This window comes from Rikenella microfusus DSM 15922 (assembly GCF_000427365.1).
GTDB lineage: Bacteria > Bacteroidota > Bacteroidia > Bacteroidales > Rikenellaceae > Rikenella > Rikenella microfusus.
This window is the reverse complement of sequence record NZ_KE386488.1, coordinates 493,739-514,161: the sequence shown is the minus strand read 5'-3', so window position 1 is coordinate 514,161 and position 20,423 is coordinate 493,739. Positions and strand designations below refer to the sequence as shown.

The following is a 20,423-nucleotide window of genomic DNA, read 5'->3' as shown; positions in this document are numbered from 1 at the left end:
TTTCCGACCGAAGCCGGAAAGGGATTTTTCGTATCGTATCGCGGACTTTCGGGCCGCCCGTTCTGTTCGTTGCGTTCGCTCTGTCTGTTTCCGAAAGGGTTTTCCCGTCCCCCGGTGTTTGCGGCCTATGGTTTAACTCTCTTCGCCTCGGGTTCATCCTCCTTCACCGGTTCCGCCCTCTTTCACCCTCCTCTGCGCCTCTCGAACTCATCCTCTCTCTCGCTCCCCCCTCCTCGGCTCGTTCCTCCGGTTAGCAAGATGGATTATTGGGCAGGCGTTTCCTCGGCCGGAGTCGGAACGGCAGCCGGGGTTTCTGCGGCAGGAGCGGTCGCGCCGGTGTTTTGCAACTGGAAATTCTGGATGCCTTCCGTCTGGTTTTCGATGGCCTCCTGCAAGGCGTCGTTGCTCCGTGCGATGTCGGCACGCGGCATGGCCATCGTCGCCGCGAGGCTCAGCACCACGATCGCGACCGCCAGGCCCCAAGTCAGCTTTTCGAGGAAATCGGCCGTTTGGCGTACCCCCATCACCTGGTTCGAAGCGCCGAAGTTAGCGGCCATCCCGCTTTTGGGATTCTGCGCCAGCACGGTGAGGATGATCAGGAAACTGGCAATGACGATCAGGACAATGAAAAAAACGTACATGGTAGAGTGTCTCTATGTGTGTAGGATATGTTCGCTTGTTCTATCCGATGCCGCAACGCGCCCGCACGTCGGCAATCAGGTTTGCAAAGTAAACGCTTTTTTCCGGATATTTCAAACTTAATTTGTAATAAATTTCGATAGCCCGGTCGGGCAATCCCTGCGCCAGGTAGATCCCCGCCAGTGTTTCCGTGGCGATCTCCCCGTCTTCGGCCACCGATTCGGCTGAAATATCCTCCTGCGCACCCTCCGCTCCCGGAGGCGGCGGCGCGATCCGCTCCCCGGCGTTTTCGTTGCTGAGAAACTCGTCGATCACACTTACCGTGTCCGGACGTTGTGCGCCGTAACCCGTCTCCGGATACGATTCCGGGGACATCCCGCAGGAAAAGGGCAGGGGAGCGCCCGTCGCAGGCGCGTCGTCCGACAGCAACCGGGGCCAGGGGTGCACGAAAAGCCGGACGTCGGTACGCCGCAGGACGCGGCTGTAACCCGCCGGGTCCGTATCGCGCAGCGAGCGCAGCTGCATGTACCTCCCCAGCGTGAACCACGGATATGCCAGCACGATGTCGTACAGCCGGGCCGCGGCGCCCGGCCCGTCGAGCAGGGAGTAGTCGTCCAGATAAGCTCCGATCGGATTGTCCATGGCTACCAGTTGGATAAGGCTTCGTTGAAAATATCGTCCACTAACTTTTCGACGATCTGCGGAATCAGAGTCCCCTCGGCCTGGGTCAGCAGTACGTCGGTGTTGTAGTCTTCGTAGTTGCTGAAAGTCTTTTCGAAGCTGAACTGCGGTTCGGCCTTATTGACGAATTTCACTTTCACGGTGATCGTCAGCCGGTTTTTCATGGCGTATTCGTCGCCGGAGATCGCCACCGGGTCGGAACTGTAGCCGGTGATTTCGCCCGAAAAGCTCAGGTCGCCGTCTTCGCGCACGACCTGAAGCCTCGTCTGGCTGGCCAGCTTGCTGGTCAGCTCGTCGGTGAGCGTGGGGCTGAGGATCGGGGCGACCATGGCGGCCATGTTGTTGAAGTAGCTGACCGAAACGGTTTTGCTGAGGGCGTAGTTTACCGACGCGCCCGAAAAGGAGTATTTCACGGAGCATCCGCTTCCGGCCAGCAGCACGGCACAGAGTACCGGCAGTATGAACAGGCGTTTCATTGTCTGAAAAATCGAGGTTTCGGAGTTTAGTCTATTATGTATGGGCAGTCTATGTGCGGGCGGTTTTCGTATCGGGCGTCTTCCGGCAGCCGCACCGGGATGCGGAAACTCAGGCGGTGGTGCGGCCTGCCCGCTGACGCGGAACTTATATTTTAGCCGTACTGTTATTTATAAAATCCGGGCATTCGCCCCCGGTCTTAAAATCACCGGACGTTTTCCGTCACCGGCCGCTCCGATTTCCGGCCCGCGAGGTCGTTCAGCGTCCGCACCGACAGCCCCAGCGCATCCGTGCCCGCCGCCGGAATCTCTTCCGTAAAGTTCAGCACGATCGTCCGCTGCTCGCCCGGCAACAGGTCGAAATAGGCATCCGACGGATTGTCCTGCAACGCCTCCGCTTCGAACAGCACCGACTTCAGCAGGTTGTGCGCCGTCAGCGTCGCTTCCACGCTCCGCGGTCCCGTCTGCCGATACGAAACCGAATAATCCGCCTTCGGCAGGTCCAAATCTTTCAGCGGTACGAACCAGTAGAGCGACCGCAGCGTGTCGCCGCCGATCACCCCTTCCGCCACGAGATATGTTTCCCGCGGGTCGGCGCCCCGGAGCAGTTCCGCATCGGCCCGGCGCAGCAGCTCCCGGTTGTCGTTGGCCGGCACTTCCGCCCGCAGCGTCGTGTCCCACAACGCCTTGCCTGCAAAATCCTGCAACCGCAGCGACACCTCGCCGCTCTGCGGCGCGAGCCGGTCCGTGATGGCCCACAGCACCGCCGTGGCCGTCGAATCCACCCGTTCGAACGAAAGCAGCGTCGGGGCGAAACTCCGTACCGCATAGTATTGCAAAGCCTTCCAACGGTAACGGCTGTCCATCGAACTCCACGAAATCGCCGGATAGCAGTCGTTCAGCTGCCAGTACATCGTCCCCTGGTTGAACGGCCGCTTGCTGCGCTGCCCCTCCATGGCGATCTTGATGCCTTCGGCCTGGATCAGCTGCGAAAGGTAGACGTACGTCCGGAAATCGTCTTTCAGCAGCGGCAGGTCGCGGGCCATATACTCTTCCAGCAGCCGGTATCCCTTCGGCGTCTTCTGGTGCAGGATCATCGCCGGCGAGTAGAGCCACATTTCGTCCGGACGGAAATATTCCCGGTAGGTGTCGTAACAGGGGAGCGACACGAAACCGTATTCGTTGCTGAACCGCCCCGGCTTGTCCTTGTAAACCGAGAAAGGTTCCTCGTCGTGGAACACGCCCCAATAGTGGACGTCGCCCTTGATCTGGCTCAGCGGGTTGCCCCGGCCGTACATCGGCGAGCTGGGACGGTACTGCCGCCCGCTGTCCTCGGCGGCCACCACGTCGGCCAGCACGCCTCGGAAAATCGTGTCGATGCCGTGTTTGACCATCGCCTGCTCTTGCGGCGTCCACCCGTAGGCTTTCTGGTAGCCCCAATGGTGCCACGCCTCGTCGATTTCGTTGTTGCCGCACCAGATGGCCAGCGAGGGATGGTTGCGCAGGCGGCGCACGTTATAGACCGCCTCGCGCCGCACGTTGTCCAGAAAAGCCGTGTCCCAGGGGTAGAAGGCGCAGGCGAACATAAAGTCCTCCCATACCATCATCCCCTGCTCGTCGCACAGGTCGTAAAAGAGATCTTCTTCATAAATGCCGCCGCCCCAGATACGCAGCATATTCATATTCGAGGCCACGGCGGTCCCGATCAGCTCCTCGTAGCGTGCCGTATCGACCCGCGGCAGGAAAGCGTCCTGCGGAATGTAATTCGCCCCTTTGATGAAGCACGGAACGCCGTTCACGTAAAACTGGAAACTTTCGCCCTCGCCTACGCTGTCCGGTTCCTGTACCAGACGGATCGTGCGCACGCCGATGCGCTGCGTGTTCCGGTCGAGCAGCTGGCCGGTCTTATCGGTTATCAGGGTATTGACCGTATAAAGATGAGCCTCGCCCAGACCGTTGGGCCACCACAGTTCGGGGTTCGCGATCGAGAAGGGGACCTCCACCGTCGTCGTGCCGTCGGTCGGCACGACATCTTTCTGACCATAGACGGTCTTTCCGGTCGAATCGGCCAGAATCACGCGCACCGGGGCCGCGTCCTGCACGGCCAGCGTTACCCGCGCCGTGAAATCGGCCTGCACGGAGTCCTGCCGTCCCCGCACGAACTGGATATGGTCGATCGCAGCGGCGGAGTATGCGTCCAGGTAGACGGGCCGCCACACGCCTGCGGTCAGGTAGCGCGGCCCCCAGTCCCAGCCGAAGTGGTAGGGCGCCTTACGGGTGAAGACGCTGGTCACCCACTCCCCTTTGTCGTTGTCGTTGGGGAGCTTCACCGGCCACGCCTGCGCTTCGGGCAGGGCCGTTTCGTAGGCCGGGTGGAATACGATGCGCAGCGTGTTGAGCGTGTCGGGCCTCAGGATGCCTTTCACCGGGATGCGCCACTCGACGAACATGTTGTCCGTTCCGCCCAGCACCAGCGAGTCGTTGAGGTAGACGTCGGCATAGGTGTCCAGCCCTTTGAATACCAGCTCCTGCACCTGCTGAGCGGTGATTTCGGGCGATGGGGCGAACTGCGTCCGGTATTCCCAAGTGCGCCGGCCGATCCATTGCAGGTCGGGTTCGGTGGTGCCTGCGAACGGTTCCGGGATCAGTCCGTTGGCCAGCAGGTCGGTATGCACCACGCCGGGCACCGTGGCCGGCGTCCAGTCCGGAACTGTTTTTTCGACCGACAGGTCGCGGTGCGCGGTATCCGGGATGTCCGCTTCGCGGAACGCCCACCCTTCGGTCAGGGTCTGGGTTCGGCGCTGCGGTTGTTCGGAGAGGAGCTTCGCCGCGTCCTGCGGCCCGCAGGAGACCAGCGTCAGGGCGACTCCGGCCAGGGAATAGAGCAGATGTCTTTTCATTCGGTATGGGTTGCGTTGAAACATATCGGGTTTTCAGACAAAGTTAACATAAAACCGCGATTTTGCTCCGACAGGTTTTTCGGAGATGGTTTCCAGCGCCTTTATCCCGAATCGGACAGCGATCTGGCCGGCCGGAATCCATACGCGGTTATACGGTATTTGCGGGGTTCTCCCTTCGGATGGCCGGCGCAGCGACAGCATCTGCCCCCGTTTCCTGTCTCATGGCCCGGCAACGGTACGTCAGCGGACGAGCCGGAACACGGCCGCCGATACCGGTCCGAGTTTTATCCGGTCGCCGTTTCTGCCGGTCTTATAGTGTACGCCTTTATCTCCCGTGCCGTACACATACCGGACCTGCGCCGCTCCCGACGCGGGCAGTAACGCTTCGACGCTCCGCCCTGCAGGATTTACGGCGACGACATACCGCTCGCTGCCCGCCGAACGTTCGTAAACCATCGGATAGGGTCGGTCTATGTTGCTGATCATCTGCCAGTCGCCCCGTGTCGCCAGCGCGGGCGATTGCTTGCGCAACGCCAACAGTCCCCGGACATAGTTCAGCAACGAGACGGGGTCGTCCTCTTGCGCCGCGACGGTGGGACGCAGGGGGTCGGGGTCGAGAGGCAAGTATAACGAAGCGGAATCGCCGTCCGAGAATCCGGCGGTCCGTCCGGCGGTCCACTGCATCGGGGTGCGGCTGCCCGAACGGTTCGCGTTCCGTCCCATGATGCTCCCCTCTTTTTCCGGCCAGTCGGGCAGGTAACGCATGCCGATTTCGTCTCCGTAATAGACGAACGGTACACCGGGCATGGTCAATAAAAAGGTCATGGCGACTTTCAGCTGCCGGGGGTCGGTCCGATCGCCGCAGGAGAGCCGCTGGCAGTCGTGGTTGGCGGTAGGCAGGGCGATGTGTCCCAGCCCCAGCGTTTTTTCGCGCTGGCGGCGGTAGTTTTCGACGAACTCCCGGATCTGTCCTCCGCCGAGGGTCTGAAAGTAGCAGGTATCCTGTTTGATTTCGACCCCTTCCTTATTGAAGAAAAGCGACGGGAAACCGGGTACTCCGAAATGCATCATGAAATCGATATGGAATCCGGCGGGAATGGCCTCTTCCGGGCGGCTCCATTCGGAAATCAGCACTCCTTCCGGGTACCGGGAGCCGAACCACTCGCGCATTTCGTGCCACAGCCGGCGGGTCTCGATATGGCCCGGATCGTTCTTGATCAGGCTGTGGGCCATATCGACACGGAACCCGTCCACCCCTTTGTCCATCCAGAAAGCGATGATGTTTTTCAGTTCGCGCCGAACGGCCTGCGGCCCCGGGGCGTCGACGGGCTGTTCCCACGGGTTGTCGGGATTCGGTCGGGCGAAACCGTAGTTCAGCGCGGGCTGGCAGTCGAAAAAGTTTTTGAGGTAGTTGCCGTCCCTCGGGGCGTCGGACTTCACGTAGTACGAACCGGGGGGCAGGGTCTCCCTGGAATCGGTCCAGATGTAATAGTCGCTGTAATGCAGATCGGTACCGGCCTGCATGGATTGCAGGAACCAGGGGTGTTTGTCGGAGGTGTGGCCGGCGACCAGGTCGAGACAGACTTTCATTCCTTTGCCATGAGCCTTGCGGACGAGTTCGACGAGCTGCGCATTGGTGCCGTAACGGGGCGCGACGGCATAGAAATCGGTCACGTCGTACCCGCCGTCTCGGAATTCGGAGCAGAAGACGGGACTCATCCAGATAGCGTTCGCGCCTACGGAACGGATATAATCGAGTTTGGAGATGATGCCGCCCAGATCGCCGATGCCGTCGCTGTCGGTATCCTTGAAACTGGCGGGATATATCTGGTAAAATACGGCGGTATCGAGCCATTGGGGGAGGCCGGGCAGGGGCTGCGCCTGCGTGCCGCCGATCATGGACAGAGCGGCAGCTGCGAGAAAGAGTTTTTTCATCGTTAGCATAGTTGAAAAGTACGATAAATATACGGTACCTTTCCGATTTTATCTGTAACAATCGGCTTTCCGGACTTCCGGCTCGCGATTTTCCGCGATCCGTACTGTGTTTTGGACGTAACCGGTCCGGATTCGGTCGCACCGAGCCATTTCATCGGGGCGATGATGGCGATCGAAATCATGCTGAATCCGACCCGATCCACGGAAAACGCTGCGCATAACCGCAGCCTCCCTCAGCGGACCCCGGATGGCGCGAGCGGGTACGGGTCAGAGTAGTTTCCGCGCGCTTTCGTCGTACTGCGAGGCGTCCAGCCGCACGGCTACGAACAGCAGGATGGTGAAAGCCATCAGCGACGAACCGCCGTAACTGAAAAACGGCAGCGGTATGCCGACCACGGGGAACAGGCCGACGGTCATCCCGATGTTGATGGCGAAATGCATGAAGAAAATAGCCGCCACCGAATAGCAATAGACACGTCCGAACGGTTCCTTCTGCCGTTCGCCCATCCGCATTAGCCTCAGGATCAGAAAAAAGAACAGCGCCACTACCCCCAGCGACCCGACGAAACCCCACTCTTCGCCCACGGTGCAGAAGATGAAGTCGGTGCTCTGTTCCGGCACGAAGCTGAAACGGGTCTGCGTGCCGCCGAGGAAACCTTTGCCGAAGAGACCGCCGGAACCGATGGCGATCTTGGACTGGATGACGTTGTAGCTCCACCCGTGCGGGTCGTTCTCGATGCCGAGCAGGTCGAGGATGCGTTTCTGCTGGTGTACCTGCAATACGTTGTCGAAGGCATAATCGACCACGCCGGTGAACAGCACCGCCCCGGCGAACAGCAGGGCGAACCGCCAGAGGTTCGGCAGGTGCCGCCGCACGGCGTACCGCACGAGCCACGGCACCGAAAGGACTACGCCGGCCAGCATGGCGTAATAAAAGCCGATCGCCGCGCCGCACAACGCGCAGAGGGCGAAAACGGCAGTGCCGAGCAGCAATACGAGGGCCAGGTACCGCGCCGTGTCGCGCCAGTTGCGGTTGGCGACGCCTTGCGCCGCGAGGCACAGCAGGAGGACGATGAAGAGAATCGGCAACGGTTCGAGCAGGAACGAAACGATGAACAGGAAGATCAGCATCAGGGCCACGACGTAGAGCGCGGAGCCGAATCCTTCGCGGTAGAGCATGATGAAAAAGGCGGCGAATACCATCGCCGACCCGGTGTCGTTCTGGGCGAGGATCAGCAGCACGGGGATACCGATGATCAGGCCGATGTAATACAGCGCCTTGCCGGAGTGCAGGCTGAAGTTGTAGGCGCTCATGTAGCGGGCCAGGGCCAGGGCCGTGACGAACTTCATGAATTCGGCGGGCTGGATCTGCACTGGCCCGATGACGAGCCACGCCTGGGCGCCGTTGATCTCCTTGCCGAACAGCAGCACGAAGAGCATCACTCCCAGCATCAGGAAATAAAAGGGATAGGCGAGCATGTGCCAGTACTTGCCGTCGATCAGAAGGATCGAGACGGCCAGGAAAAAACTGATGCCGATCCAGAGCATCTGCATGCCGTAACGCTGCGTAAGGTCGAACATGCCGGCCTGCTCTTCGTTGTAAACGGCGGCGTAGATGTTCAGCCATCCGAAAAAGACCATCAGCACGTAGATGCCGACGGTCCACCAGTCGATATCGGACGCGAAGAGCCGGCCCGCGGCGGAGCCTTTGCCTGCGGCTGCGATCTTACTTGCCTCGTTTGTCATACATCGGGTAATCTATGGTCATCTCTTTGATCTGCCGTACCATTTCGGGCCGGCGGATGGTGTCGGTCAGGTACTGCTCGACGAGCAGGCTGGCGATCGGGGCGGCGGCGGTGGCTCCCCAGCGGCCGTGCTCGACGTAAACGGACACGACGATCTTCGGGTTGTCGCGCGGGGCGAAACAGAGAAAGGTGGAGTGGTCGGCCCCGGCGGGGTTCTGGGCGGTGCCGGTCTTGCCGCAGATGTCGAGACCGGGCACGGCGAAACGGGTCGCGGTACCGGCCACGTTCACGGCCTGGTACATCCCTTCGACGATCGGTTCGAAGTATTTGGGATCGACCATCGTGTAGTTCTTTCGGTAGAACCGGGCGTCGATGGAGTCCTGTCCGGCGATCTTTTTCACCACGTGGGGAATGTAATAATAGCCGCGGTTGGCGATGGTCGCCCCGAGGTTGGCCACCTGGAGCGGGGTGACGCCCAGTTCGCCCTGGCCGATGGCCAGAGAGATGACGGTGAGCGAGTTCCAGCTGCCGCGGTAGCGGCGGTCGTAGAATTCCGAAGTGGGCACGTAGCCGGCGAGTTCGTCCCAGAAGTCGGAGTCGAGTTTGCGTCCGAAACCGAAGCTCTCGACATATTCGCGCCAGCGGTCGAAGCCGCCTTTGGTAATGCCGCCGCATTTCCGGTTGTCCATGATGTCGCGCAGCACGTAGCAGAAGTAGGCGTTGCAGGAGTTGGCGGTGGCCTGCACGAGGTTCAGGGGCGAGGCGTGGCTGTGGCATTTCACGCCGCGGCCGACGGTGTATCCGTTGTGGCAGGGGTGCAGGTCTTCGGGACGGGTGACGCCTTCCTGAAGGCCGATCAGCCCGTTGACGACCTTGAAGGTGGAACCGGGCGGGTAGCGGGACATCACGGCGCGGTTGAAAAGGGGATGGCGCCGGTTGCGCAGCAGTTCCATATAGTTGTTGCCGAGGTCGCGTCCCACGAGCCGGTCGGGGTCGTAGGAGGGCGAGCTGGCCATCACGAGGATTTCGCCAGTGGCGGGTTCGATGGCCACCACGGAGCCTACTTTGCCGGCCATCAGCTCTTCGGCGAGCTGTTGCAGCCCGGCGTCGATGGTGCAGGTGATGGCCTGTCCGGGTACGGGAAGGGTGTCGTACCGGCCGTCGGCGTAGGAGCCTTGGGGCATGCCGTGCACATCGACCAGCTCGACTTTGACGCCTTTGGTGCCGCGCAGGTATTTTTCGTAGGATTTCTCGATGCCGCTCTTGCCGATGTAGTCGCCCATGCGGTAGTAGGGATCGCGCCGGATGGTGGCTTCGTCTACTTCGTTGATGTAGCCCAGCAGGTTTCCGGCGATTTTGCGGGGATAGGTGCGCGAGGTGCGGTACTGGGTATAGAATCCGACGAGGTGGCGTTCGTCCAGTTTGAGTTTGACCTCTTTGGGCAGTTGCTTGAAGATCATGGACGGCCGTCGGCGGGAGTATCGTTCCGCTTTGACGAGGGCTTTGCGCACGTCGGGGACGCTGACGCCGAGGGTGCTCGCCAGAAAAGCGGTGTCGAAGGGTTCGACGTCGCGCGGAATGACCATCAGGTCGTAGGATTCGGTGCTCTGGACGAGAAATTCGCCGTTGCGGTCGTAAACTTCGCCGCGGGGGGGGTATTGCACCATGTAACGCATGGCGTTATTGCGGGCGGAGTCTTTGTAGTCGCTGTCGATGACTTGCAGCCAGAAGAGCCGGCCGACGATGACGAGCGCCACGACGAGCAGGCTGATCCGGAGTATCTTTTGGCGGTCGTATCCGGTATTCATTTCTTCGTTGTTGTGTTCCCGAAAGCTGCCCGGCGGTTGTCCCTTTCGGGCGTTCCGTGGTTTTTCGGCTGTCTCTCCGGGTGTCTTTGCGGGCGGTCTGTCTGCGGGTTCGGACGAATTCCGGTCGGTTTTGGCAGTTCCCGCCGGGCCGGCGTCAGGTTAAAAATAAATTTTTGCCGTAGCGGACCGGCTGGTGCCGCCGGACATTTGAACCCGAGGTCTGCGCTGCCCCGCAACGGAGGCCCGGTGCCGGGTGGGCCGCTATGCAAACAAATAACCGTAGGTTTAATTGTATGTCTGTCGCCAACGGACGTTTGTTTTTTTGCCCGCTCATGCCGCGGGCACCGGCTTCTCCGAACGCCTCATGCCGGCAGGGCATCTCCTTTTTTGCGCGACCAAAAAAGGAGACAAAAAAGTCGCCGGGAATACGATTCCTCGTTCCCGACTCCCGTCGGAACGGGAAAGCGCACATTCCCGGGCCGGCAGCTTTTACCCGATAAATGAACAGGCGTAAAAGGCAGGGGATATTTAATTGTACGGTTAAATGGCCGGAACATGCTCTGCGACCTTCAGGTCGCGCGGGCCGCAGCCTCCCGCTGCGGAGGCCCGCTCACTCGCAATGCTCGTTCACGGTCTCCGCAGGCTGCGACCTTGGGCAAACAACCGTACGGGTTGGATGCCGCAGGCGGCGGCCCTATTAAACGTACGGTTTATTTCAATATTCTCCCTTAGTCAGGCCGGAGCCACCCCCGGCGTAGGCCTGCAACTGCGCGGTGCTTGTTGCGGCCCCGCTGGCTCCGGCCGATATAATATTGTACGGTTAAAAATAAGTTTTTGCGTTAGCGGACGGGCCGGACGCATCCCTTCGGAAGGCCCGGTGCCGCTCGGCGCTCGATCCGGACTGTAACCATCCGAAGCCTCCCGGGCGCCCGGCCTTACAACGAACCGTCGGTTTAATCATACAGCGAATATCGCATTTACGACCCGATTCGTATCCCGACCGGCACCGACCCTCATACGGGGATGGCCCCGGCCTGTCCCGAGAGTTATCGGCACAGCCCGACGATAGCCGTCGCAAAAGTAGGTCCCATACCGCGTCTCGTATCCGGCAGACAGGCCCGCTTACCGCTTGCGTGCCATCGCCCGGCGCGCGGCGGCCACCACATCCGGTACATCGAGGTGGAATTTCACCAGCAATTCGGACGGGGTACCGCTCTCGCCGAACTTGTCGTCGACGGCCACGTATTCCTGCGGTGCGGGAGAGTTCCGGGCGAGCAGCTGCGCGACGCTGTCGCCTAAGCCGCCGTTCATCATATGCTCCTCGCAGGTCACCACGCACCCGGTTTTGCGCACCGAAGCGAGAATCGCTTCATCGTCGAGCGGTTTGATGGTATGGATGTTGAGCAAATCGACGCCGACACCCTCTTTTTCGAGCTGTTCGGCGGCCTGGATAGCACGCCACATCAGGTGGCCGGTAGCCAGGATGGTCACGTCCCCGCCTTCGCTCCACTGTACGGCTTTGCCGATCACGAAAGGTTCGTCTTCCGGTGTATAAACGGGTTCGATGGGCCTTCCGAAGCGCAAGTACACGGGTCCCCGATAAGCGGCTGCGGCCAGCGTGGCGGCTTTGGTCTGATTATAGTCGCAGGGGTTGATGACGACCATGTTCGGGAGCATCTTCATCAGCCCGATGTCTTCCATGATCTGGTGGGTGGCACCGTCTTCGCCGAGGGTCAGCCCGGCGTGCGAGGCGGCGATCTTCACGTTGGTCCCGGAGTAGGCGACGCTCTGCCGGATCTGGTCGTACACGCGGCCGGTGGCGAAAGCGGCGAAGGTGCTGACAAAGGGGATTTTGCCTCCGAGGGCGAGGCCGGCGCCGACACTGATCATATTGGCTTCGGCAATACCGGCCTGGAAAAAGCGGTCGGGGTTCTCTTTGATGAAAGTACCGAGTTTGAGCGATCCGACGAGGTCGGCGCACAAGGCCACGACATCGGTGTCGGTACGTCCCAGCTGGGTCATGGCATCGCCGAATCCGGAACGGGTGTCTTTCTTTCCTGTAATGGTATAGGGTCTCATGTCTCTTTCTGTTGATGGCTACGGTCTCGGACGGCGGAATCCTGTACCGCTATTCGCAGACCATCCATCGATTTTGTCGTTAGGTGTTCTGTCGTTTCGTTTCAAAAATGGTTGGGTCCGGCACTGCGCCGTCGCTTTTTTCTTCCGTCGTGCCGCCGGCTGTTGCACCGGGGTGGGCTGACCGGACGCCTTATGCCGGCGGGTACTTGTTCGTTTTTGTCCCGCTCCTGCCGCGGGGGCACCGGCTTTTCCGGTTGCTTCTGTCCGATTCGGTGACCGCCTGCGGGGTCTGACGCATACGGAGCATAAGCGTAGTGTTGCGGCTTCCCGCCGGGGGAGGCGGTCGCCGTCCGCCGGCGCGGGGGCCCAGCTACTCGTTGGCAGGGGATTCTGCGGGTCGCTCTGTCGTTTTCGGCGCGCCCACGCCCCCCCACGGGGCGCGCCGCCATTCGCATGGGGGACTCAGCCGCTCGCTTCCCGGGCTTCGAACCGCCCGCCGGCGCGGGGGCCGGTTTCTCCGGACGCCTCATGTCGGCGGAGGCACTTTCTTTCTTGCGCGACCAAGAAAGAAAGTAAAGAAATTGCACATTCCCGGGCCAACAGCCTTTACCTGATAAATGAACAGGCGGGAAAGGCCGGGGATATTTAATGGTTCGGTTAAAATACGTTCCCGTTCGGCTTTGCGCCCACTCCCGAAGCCGCAAAGCGGCTTGGGCGCATAAGCCGGCGATTCTGATGAATCGCAATGTTAAAAACGTACAATTATTTCTACGGTCGGACGCCCGGGAGGGGGCGCAACTTTCGGCGCATAAAGCGACGAATTGCGGGCCTCCCGAGGGGGAGGCGTCCGGCCTGCCCGTTGACGCGGAAACTTATATTTTAACTGTACGGTTTATTTCACTGTTCTCCCTTAGTCAGGCCGGAGCCACCCCGGGCGGCGGCCTGCAACTGCGCGGTGCTTGTTGCGGCTCCGCTGGCTCCGGCCTTGGTATTTAACTGTACGATAATGTTATGTGCAAAGGGCCTCCGCTGCGGGAGGCTGCGGCCCGCGCGACCTAAAGGTCGCAAAGCATGGTCCTGTCATTTAACTATACGGTTCTTTTTCATTCGGGTACCCCGGGAGCGGTAACGGTTTGGGGCAGTTGCAGCCCGGCTCGAGTGCCCGGCGGTACCGGGCCTCCGCTACGGGATACAGTGCTCAAAATCGTATGTCCCCCTTTCCCCCCCCCACACAGGGAACCGATAGCCGGCCGCTAATAGTCGCCCAACGAAGTCGTCGGCAGCTGCGCAAGGGCGGCTTCGGCCTGTTCGGCACTGGGAGCTTTACCGTGCCATTCGTTGGTCCCGGCCATAAAATCCACGCCGCGCCCCATAACGGTTTTCGCCAGAATCACCACCGGCTTGCCATGCCCGCAGACATCGTTCTTGGCGTAACGGAGCGTATCGACGATATTCCGCATGTCATGGCCGTCCATATCGAGGACCGTCCATCCGAAGGCTTCCCACTTGGCACGCAATTGGCGGGCGCATCCCATACCGAGCACGTCGGCGCAGGTGCCGTCGATCTGCTGGCCGTTCATATCGACGATACCGACCAGGTTATCCACCCCCCTCGCAGCGGCGAACATGGCGGCTTCCCATATTTGTCCTTCTTCCAGCTCGCCGTCGCCCATCATCACGAACACGCGGTGGGCGTCATCGCCGGAGAGACGTTTGGCCAGCGCGTTGCCGACGGCCACGGACAGCCCCTGCCCGAGCGAACCGGAGGCGGCACGCACGCCCGGCAACCCCTTTGCAGGGGTGGGATGCCCCTGTACACGGGTGCCTATCCGGCGGAAACCGCCGAGTTCTTCGGCAGGGAAATACCCGCGCCGGGCCAGGATACTGTAAAATAAGGGCGATATATGCCCGTTGGAGAGGTAAAATACGTCTTCGCCGATTCCGTGGTCGCTGCCGGGAGCGAACTGCGCGATGCGTTCCTGCGGGATGTTCATCACGTCGAAATAGAGCGCGGTGAGCACGTCGGCGGCGCCGAGCGAACCGCCGGGATGTCCGGATGCGGCGGAGGCGACCATCCGTACGATATCGCGACGGACTTGCGCGGCGATGGTCTCCAGTTGTGTGATCTCTGCCATTGTTCAGTTTGTGTATATATCAGGTCTTGTTTGCTTTCGTTTTTTCTGCGGTCCCGCGAGGGGACGGGTTCTTCCGGCAGCGGTGCCGCCGGTCGTTTATCCGGGTCGTAAATACCGGGCACGGCAAACAACCGGGTAAACATATATTTAAAATCATAACGTTAAATATCAGCCTGCGGCCGTAGGCCGCGCGGGTCGCAGCCTCTCGCAGCGGAGACCCCGTGCCGCCGGGCACTCCGGCCGGAGTGTAAATACTCCGTTCCCCGCAGGCCGCGCTTTGAACAGACAAATGTACAATTAAAATTAAGTTTCCGTGTTAGCGGGCGGGCCGGACGCCTCCCCTTGGGAGGCCCGCAACCCTCGGGGCGGTCTCCCGGGCGCCCGGCCCGCATGAAAAATAACCGTACGGTTTTTATGCGGTCCGGAGCCAGCGAGGGCCAAACGAGCTTTGCGAGTTGCAGGCCTTCGCCCGGGGTGGCTCCGGCCTGACTAAGGGAGAACATTGAAATAAACCGTACGGTTTAAATGTACTGTCTTTCGCCGCCGGGCGTTTGTTTTTTCTTTGTCCGCTCATGCCGCGGGGGCACTTTCTTTCTTGGTCGCCCAAGAAAGAAAGCAAAGAAGTCGCCGGGAATGCGATTCCCCGCTCCCGACTGATATAAGGGGCCATACGAAAAGTACAAAGGGGAGAAAATAAGGTATCTGTTTGATAGAATGAATGATAAGCAGAAAACGAGCGGCAGGGCGAATGATAATTTGCTATAATTTTTGTGTAAGAATTTCAAGCAAAACGGGCGGTTTCAAGGTGCAAAATGATAATCCTGCCGCCCTTTTTTTATAACCCCGCGGGCGATTTTCAACGCCACCCCCGCAAACGACCCCTCAAAAAAACGCGCGGCGCACTTCCGCATCGCAAATATACAACCTTTCACCGTTCGCGCAACACCCCCGCGCCCAAATCCCCGTTTCCGCGGCTGCAACGGCCTCAATTTTCACGCGCGGCGAGGCGTTCGATCAGCATACGCAGATCGCCGATTTGATCGCGCAAATCGTCTATTTCCCGATCCGAAGGCGGAATGTTGTCCGAAATCATCAGCTCCACCGCCCAGACGTTGAAAATTTCTTCTTCGCTCAGTTCAAAAGGCCTGTATCTGCGCTGATCCGGGTTGTCGCTGGTCAGCACCAGAACGCCCTGTAAACGCAGTTTGTTCCGAACGCGCTTGATAAAAGTCTCGCCGCTGCGATTCGTAACCACGTACACGTCGCCGCTGCGAATACCGCCCCACTCCGAGCGATCGAGCAGACGGACAACGATCTGCGTGCCGTCGAACAGGGTCGGCTCCATAGATTCGCCCGCCACGTTGATACAAAGCCTTTTCGACTTCGTAGGACGCAACAACGACACCGGGAACCGCAGGTTGTCCGATTCATCCATGTAGTCGCAATTCGACGCCCCGCCGCCCGCGGCCGCTTCGATGTCCACCACAGGAACCTCCACGTAACCGCCCCCAGCCAAATACGACGTATCCACGTCGCTCAGCATGGAGGGCGCGTCCGGAGACAGATCGTACAACGCACCTGCCGGTTTAGGGGAATGCGGGCTGACTTTTGTGCGTCGGACTTCGGAATCTGTCAAAATCTGCGTCGAAATCGGAGTTGTCTCTGTGTGTTCGATTGACCACGTTTTTGGGAGTTTTCGTTTGTGGTCAAAAATGTGGTCGTTTATGTGGTCGTTTTCTTTGACCACGTTTTGGGGAGTTTTCGTTTTAAAAATTTCTCCATCTCCAGATATAAGCCAATCCAGATTTATAGACGGGTAAGTTGATACAGTTTTCTGTATGGCCGAAAGCCCAACATTGGTTCTGCCTTTATTCATTTCCGTGATAGCTGAGGGGCTGAGGCCGACTTTTTTCGCAAATCCGTTACCATCAGCCACCTCGCCTATCGCTATCAATTCCTTTATTAATAGCAAATAACGTTCTGTAATACTGTTTGTCATAAGGCAAAATACAGAAAAATATAAACAGAGCTTGGATATTACATTATTCTGTAATATCTTTGCCTCTGTAAAGCTATACAAAGGTATGGAAAAAACACTCAGAGGCAAGAAACGTAAGGAACGTATTCGCCGGATCAGGGCGAACCTGATTCGTGGCGATATAAATATGATTGCCGCCAGAGCCGAAGTATCGCGCGTGTGGGTGTCGTGTGTATTGGGCGGCGAAGGTGTCAGCGAAAAAGTGCTGCGCGCCGCCGAGGAGTTGATCGCGGAGCGGAAACGGACTTTAAACTAATCTTAAACGATATGGAAAAGAATCTTAAACCTTTCGATCTGGAGGCGGCCAAAGCGGGCGCAAAGGTAGTAGCGCGAGACGGCAGTCCGGTACGGATTATATGCTTCGATGCTGCAGGTGTCTCGCCTATTGTAGGTCTTGTAAGCAACCTGTTCGGAGAGACACCGGTCGCTTATATGGAGAACGGGTGTTTATGTCTTGGTGAGGCACCATACCTCGACCTGCGAATGGCCCCCGTAAAACAAACAGGATGGGTGAATATCTATCGCAATGGGGACGAAGTGCTGACAAGTACGGCGGTGTACGCAACGCAAGAAGAGGCAATGCCGTCAATAAGGACCGAAGGCTCTTACATCGCCACCGTTCCGGTGGAGTGGGAGGAATGATATGGTACGCCGGTGGATAAAAAAACTTCTCGCACCGATTGTGCGAGAAGTTCTTGAGGATAATCGGAAAAAAGACCTCGATGCGGTTAAAGAGCAAATACGTCGATGTTTGGAAGAAATTGTTTCAACTCGTCCGGCTGGCCCTCTATAATCTTTGCCAAATGGCGTTTTATCGCCTTTTTCAGGTCTTTTCGCTGGTCGTCGGTTAAAACAAGTTCTTGCAAGGCCAGAACATGCGCTCGAGAAACTAATACCTGTCCGTACGCCTGTGCTATCAAAGTGCGCATTGTTTCATCCATAATAGTGTGATGATTAGGTTAATAAAAGGATTTGACAATCAAAATTAACCAAAATCCCGCAGCGGCGCAAGGCCGCCGCCCGGAGCGAGACCGGGGCGGGAACAACGAACCTTAAAAAATACGATATGCCAAGAGCATCACTGGAATTTGAAACTTCGTATCATTTGACGATGCGGTACTACAAACAGGAAGACCACCAGCGTGTAGAACGCACGCTGACGGACGAAAACGGCTACGTCATTAGCCGCGAAGATTACCTGACATCCTCGAAGAGGGGCGATTTACGCAAACTGGCTGAAACGATTGCGGAGTTTGAGTATTACGACTGGAAAAAACATCTCAAACGTCGTCGTTGCACATTGCGCGACTGCCTTCGGAGGTTATTCGGCAAATCCGCCAGTATGTAAAAAGTTGAATGCTGTCGATGCGAGAATGATCTGGCAGTTGTCCCCTCGGATGGATAGTTCCAGCAGTAGCCCCTTGTCCTTGAAAAGATTCAAACATGCGGTTACAAGCGCGATTTCTTCTTTCGATTTGGAATCGGTTAGTGATTTCAAAGAGATCGACATAAGGCGTTCAGAAGGCAATGCCTCGCACAATGCTTTCAAGATTGAGTTTTTGTAATCTGCGTTGAGTTGTAAGCTATTCATAAGTAGGTTAAGAAAGGATTCGACACCCAAAATTAACCAAAATCCCGCAGCGGCGCAAGGCCGCTGCCCGGAGCGAGACCGGGGCGGGAACACGATAAAAACGCCAATGATACTGCCGAACGACATACTGCTGCGAGCGACTTCCGAGGGAACTACCCTCTGGGTGTCGCAGCGACTTGTCGTGGAGTGTTGCGGAATTGGTGAGGAAGTGTTAAGAACAACCGCCCGCAAGCGTTACAAACAATCCCTCCCCGCCTCTTGGCAGAAGGTGGCCGGGAACGCTGAGTTTTGGTTGGGGAACAGCGGCAGGTCGTGGCGATGGGGCCGGCGGGGCGGCCAGTATTATTACGATTACGACCGTATCCCCGACCGCGCCCCAGCGCGTTACCGGTCGGCGCTGCCCTCGCGCGAGGAGCTGGAGGAGTTCATTGAAGATCACAACCTGTCGCAGAGCCGGGAGCGGCGCACGGCCCTGAAAGCCGCGCTGACGCAGGCCGCCGCCGAACAGGAGGATAACGCCGACGCGCGGTGGATTCAGACGCAGAGCGGTTTCCAGATCGACCTGGCCGTATGCCGGGACTACGCCCGCGCGCTGGCCTGGTGCCGTTTCATTACGCGCGTTGTGCGGGATGGCAGAACCGCCGACTACGGCGTGCCGACCGTCGGGGCATTCTACGACGCCTGCGCCTCCGTGCTTTCGCAGCTGCGGCTGTCGAACCTCCGCGTCACGACGGCGGCCAGCCTGCGCAAGAAGCTCGCCGGGTTCCCGGCGGAGGCCGAAGAGCAGCGGCGGTGGATCATCTCCCGCAAAATCGGAAATAACAACCGGCAAATCGTCGGTAAGTATCCGGTCGTCGATCATATCACCGGCGAAATCTACAAATTCGACGTGCACGAGGCGGTGATGTTCGCCGCCTATATGAACACCGAAGGGCCGCAGAAAGAGCATTTGAAAACGCTGTACGAGGAGGTTTATGTACCTCTGATGAACGACTTTCAACAGATTCCGGCCGCTTACCGAACCTTTTGCAACCATCTGACCCGTTTTTCGTCCCGCCTATTACTGGATATGGAACGACACGGCTGGGAGTATTATCGGAAACATTACCTGACTTATACTCCTGCCAAAAAACCGACCTATGCGCACTCGCTGTTCTGCGGCGACGGTTCCGGGCTGGTGGCCTACCGATACAATCACATCGGCAGACGTGACGACGGACGGGAGTTTTCGGAAATCCGGATAATGCACGTCTACGCCATCCTGATCAGCGACGTATATAGCGGTTATATCGCCGGTTACGGCATCGCCCCGGAGGGGTCGCACAAAGAGACGTTCGACATGATGCGGGATGCGGTGCGCATGGCGGTCGAAAGCGGCGGACGGCAGACGATGTTCGAATTCGTGAGCGACAATCACGGCGCGTTTTCGTCCGGCCCCTCGCGCGAGTTTTTGCATAAGGTATTCAACCGGGTGCGCCGCATCGAACCCGGCAATTCGCAGGCGAACCCGGCAGAAACGCAATTCCGGTTATTTAAAGGCACCCTGCGTCGTTTGAGCAATTTCGTCCGCACGTCGCACGATGCGGGTATCGAAAACCGGGCCAACGTCGAAAACGTAGATAAATACGAATATCCGACCTATGCGGAAGCCGTGGCGCAACTGGTTCGCGAGATAGACAGGTGGAATCACAAAAAACGCGGAAACGGACGAACCCCGGCGGAAATGTTCGCCGAAAAACATCCGGACTGCCGACCGTTCGACGCGGCAGCCTTACGGCAAATCAACGGCGTGGAAACGACGGTTTCGGTAGAACGCTTACGCGGAATCGTCAAACCGGGAGGCCGGAATGGTTCAGTGGAGTACGAAATACCGAATTACACGGGCGAAGGGGTCGCCGCCATATCGCGGGCGACCGGCAACGGCTACGACAGCCGGGTGCGGGTGGTTTACGACGCGAGCGGGGCCGACCTGTACAGTCTGGACGGGCGGTTTATTATGACCTGCCCGCCGGTAGTCAAGGCGGCGTTATCGTACGCCGAAGCCACCGGCGATACGATGGCGGCTCGCAGGCATCATCGGGAGCGCAAGGATGCGCAGCTCGAAGCCGTGCGGCAGTGCCGCGACCAGGTGGAACGGATTGCCGATTATCTGGCCGGTAACGGCTATTCAGAGGCGGTGCAGTTGGGTGCGAAAAAAGAGGACATCAACGGCGAATACGAGGCATATATCAACGTTTCGATCGCAGAGAAGAAAGCCGCCGAGCGTAAGCGGCGCAGCCTGGAGCGGCAGGAAGCACGCCGAGCCGAAAGAGAGGAGGCCGCCTCTGTCCTGTCTACTCAGGAACGATACATGAACCGACTGAGACAAAAAGCACAACAATTCAAACAACAACAATAGA

At 58.8% G+C, this 20,423-nt stretch carries 16 protein-coding genes; 4 read left to right on the top strand and 12 right to left on the bottom strand.

The window, feature by feature from the left end; genetic code table 11:
* Nucleotides 1–263: 263 nt before the first annotated feature.
* The 10 genes from secG to RIKMI_RS14565 all read right to left on the bottom strand — a co-directional run bounded on the left by secG (nt 264) and on the right by RIKMI_RS14565 (nt 16,394).
* Nucleotides 264–641: a preprotein translocase subunit SecG gene (secG, locus tag RIKMI_RS0103200; RefSeq protein ID WP_027290396.1), complete on the bottom strand. Its 378-nt coding sequence runs from the start codon at nt 639–641 to the stop codon at nt 264–266.
* Between the two features lie 40 nt (nt 642–681).
* The gene (locus tag RIKMI_RS14240; protein ID WP_051214303.1) at nt 682–1,281 is read right to left on the bottom strand and encodes a hypothetical protein; all 600 of its coding nucleotides are present in this window, start codon (nt 1,279–1,281) and stop codon (nt 682–684) included.
* A gap of 2 nt (nt 1,282–1,283) precedes the next feature.
* Entirely contained in the window at nt 1,284–1,796 is a 513-nt protein-coding gene (locus RIKMI_RS0103190) for an LptE family protein (protein ID WP_027290395.1), read from the bottom strand.
* A 203-nt stretch (nt 1,797–1,999) separates the two neighbouring features.
* Nucleotides 2,000–4,693, bottom strand: coding sequence for a beta-mannosidase (locus RIKMI_RS12885; RefSeq protein ID WP_051214302.1), 2,694 nt, complete (start codon nt 4,691–4,693; stop codon nt 2,000–2,002).
* 240 nt (nt 4,694–4,933) lie between these two features.
* Entirely contained in the window at nt 4,934–6,628 is a 1,695-nt protein-coding gene (locus tag RIKMI_RS0103180; protein ID WP_027290394.1) for an alpha-amylase family glycosyl hydrolase, read from the bottom strand.
* Between the two features lie 267 nt (nt 6,629–6,895).
* Nucleotides 6,896–8,374 (bottom strand): rod shape-determining protein RodA, encoded by a 1,479-nt coding sequence (gene rodA / locus RIKMI_RS0103170; RefSeq protein WP_084135156.1) that lies wholly within the window; start codon nt 8,372–8,374, stop codon nt 6,896–6,898.
* Nucleotides 8,355–10,181, bottom strand: a complete 1,827-nt coding sequence (gene mrdA, locus RIKMI_RS0103165) for a penicillin-binding protein 2 (RefSeq protein WP_027290391.1) — start codon at nt 10,179–10,181, stop codon at nt 8,355–8,357. The genes rodA and mrdA overlap by 20 nt, the downstream gene beginning before the upstream one ends.
* A gap of 1,122 nt (nt 10,182–11,303) precedes the next feature.
* Nucleotides 11,304–12,260, bottom strand: coding sequence for a transketolase family protein (locus RIKMI_RS0103155; RefSeq protein ID WP_027290390.1), 957 nt, complete (start codon nt 12,258–12,260; stop codon nt 11,304–11,306).
* A gap of 1,253 nt (nt 12,261–13,513) precedes the next feature.
* On the bottom strand, nt 13,514–14,395 hold the full coding sequence (locus RIKMI_RS0103150) for a transketolase (RefSeq protein ID WP_027290389.1): 882 nt from the start codon (nt 14,393–14,395) through the stop codon (nt 13,514–13,516).
* A 985-nt stretch (nt 14,396–15,380) separates the two neighbouring features.
* Nucleotides 15,381–16,394, bottom strand: coding sequence for a S24 family peptidase (locus tag RIKMI_RS14565; RefSeq protein WP_084135155.1), 1,014 nt, complete (start codon nt 16,392–16,394; stop codon nt 15,381–15,383).
* An 85-nt stretch (nt 16,395–16,479) separates the two neighbouring features.
* Here RIKMI_RS14565 and RIKMI_RS0103140 point away from each other — a divergent pair, with 85 nt between their 5' ends.
* On the top strand, nt 16,480–16,689 hold the full coding sequence (locus RIKMI_RS0103140; RefSeq protein ID WP_027290388.1) for a hypothetical protein: 210 nt from the start codon (nt 16,480–16,482) through the stop codon (nt 16,687–16,689).
* Nucleotides 16,690–16,700: 11 nt separating this feature from the next.
* Entirely contained in the window at nt 16,701–17,075 is a 375-nt protein-coding gene (locus tag RIKMI_RS0103135; RefSeq protein ID WP_027290387.1) for a hypothetical protein, read from the top strand.
* 86 nt (nt 17,076–17,161) lie between these two features.
* On the opposite strand, the gene RIKMI_RS0103130 is transcribed toward RIKMI_RS0103135, so the two are convergent.
* Nucleotides 17,162–17,374, bottom strand: coding sequence for a hypothetical protein (locus RIKMI_RS0103130; RefSeq protein ID WP_027290386.1), 213 nt, complete (start codon nt 17,372–17,374; stop codon nt 17,162–17,164).
* A 125-nt stretch (nt 17,375–17,499) separates the two neighbouring features.
* Here RIKMI_RS0103130 and RIKMI_RS14825 point away from each other — a divergent pair, with 125 nt between their 5' ends.
* Nucleotides 17,500–17,781, top strand: coding sequence for a hypothetical protein (locus RIKMI_RS14825; protein ID WP_027290385.1), 282 nt, complete (start codon nt 17,500–17,502; stop codon nt 17,779–17,781).
* On the opposite strand, the gene RIKMI_RS0103120 is transcribed toward RIKMI_RS14825, so the two are convergent.
* Nucleotides 17,755–18,024, bottom strand: coding sequence for a hypothetical protein (locus RIKMI_RS0103120; protein ID WP_147288442.1), 270 nt, complete (start codon nt 18,022–18,024; stop codon nt 17,755–17,757). The two genes, RIKMI_RS14825 and RIKMI_RS0103120, sit on opposite strands and share 27 nt — an antisense overlap.
* Before the next feature lie 106 nt (nt 18,025–18,130).
* Here RIKMI_RS0103120 and RIKMI_RS0103115 point away from each other — a divergent pair, with 106 nt between their 5' ends.
* Nucleotides 18,131–20,422: a transposase family protein gene (locus tag RIKMI_RS0103115; RefSeq protein ID WP_147288443.1), complete on the top strand. Its 2,292-nt coding sequence runs from the start codon at nt 18,131–18,133 to the stop codon at nt 20,420–20,422.
* Nucleotide 20,423: the final 1 nt, after the last annotated feature.

What these genes read in the sequence shown, in the direction of transcription:
- secG (WP_027290396.1), bottom strand. Translation starts at nt 641, where the DNA reads ATGTACGTTTTTTTCATTGTCCTGATCGTCATTGCCAGTTTCCTGATC.
- RIKMI_RS14565 (WP_084135155.1), bottom strand. Translation starts at nt 16,394, where the DNA reads ATGACAAACAGTATTACAGAACGTTATTTGCTATTAATAAAGGAATTG.
- RIKMI_RS0103180 (WP_027290394.1), bottom strand. Translation starts at nt 6,628, where the DNA reads ATGAAAAAACTCTTTCTCGCAGCTGCCGCTCTGTCCATGATCGGCGGC.
- RIKMI_RS12885 (WP_051214302.1), bottom strand. Translation starts at nt 4,693, where the DNA reads ATGAAAAGACATCTGCTCTATTCCCTGGCCGGAGTCGCCCTGACGCTG.
- mrdA (WP_027290391.1), bottom strand. Translation starts at nt 10,181, where the DNA reads ATGAATACCGGATACGACCGCCAAAAGATACTCCGGATCAGCCTGCTC.
- rodA (WP_084135156.1), bottom strand. Translation starts at nt 8,374, where the DNA reads ATGACAAACGAGGCAAGTAAGATCGCAGCCGCAGGCAAAGGCTCCGCC.
- RIKMI_RS0103120 (WP_147288442.1), bottom strand. Translation starts at nt 18,024, where the DNA reads ATGAATAGCTTACAACTCAACGCAGATTACAAAAACTCAATCTTGAAA.
- RIKMI_RS14240 (WP_051214303.1), bottom strand. Translation starts at nt 1,281, where the DNA reads ATGGACAATCCGATCGGAGCTTATCTGGACGACTACTCCCTGCTCGAC.
- RIKMI_RS0103115 (WP_147288443.1), top strand. Translation starts at nt 18,131, where the DNA reads ATGATACTGCCGAACGACATACTGCTGCGAGCGACTTCCGAGGGAACT.
- RIKMI_RS0103140 (WP_027290388.1), top strand. Translation starts at nt 16,480, where the DNA reads ATGGAAAAAACACTCAGAGGCAAGAAACGTAAGGAACGTATTCGCCGG.
- RIKMI_RS14825 (WP_027290385.1), top strand. Translation starts at nt 17,500, where the DNA reads ATGCCAAGAGCATCACTGGAATTTGAAACTTCGTATCATTTGACGATG.
- RIKMI_RS0103135 (WP_027290387.1), top strand. Translation starts at nt 16,701, where the DNA reads ATGGAAAAGAATCTTAAACCTTTCGATCTGGAGGCGGCCAAAGCGGGC.
- RIKMI_RS0103150 (WP_027290389.1), bottom strand. Translation starts at nt 14,395, where the DNA reads ATGGCAGAGATCACACAACTGGAGACCATCGCCGCGCAAGTCCGTCGC.
- RIKMI_RS0103190 (WP_027290395.1), bottom strand. Translation starts at nt 1,796, where the DNA reads ATGAAACGCCTGTTCATACTGCCGGTACTCTGTGCCGTGCTGCTGGCC.
- RIKMI_RS0103155 (WP_027290390.1), bottom strand. Translation starts at nt 12,260, where the DNA reads ATGAGACCCTATACCATTACAGGAAAGAAAGACACCCGTTCCGGATTC.
- RIKMI_RS0103130 (WP_027290386.1), bottom strand. Translation starts at nt 17,374, where the DNA reads ATGGATGAAACAATGCGCACTTTGATAGCACAGGCGTACGGACAGGTA.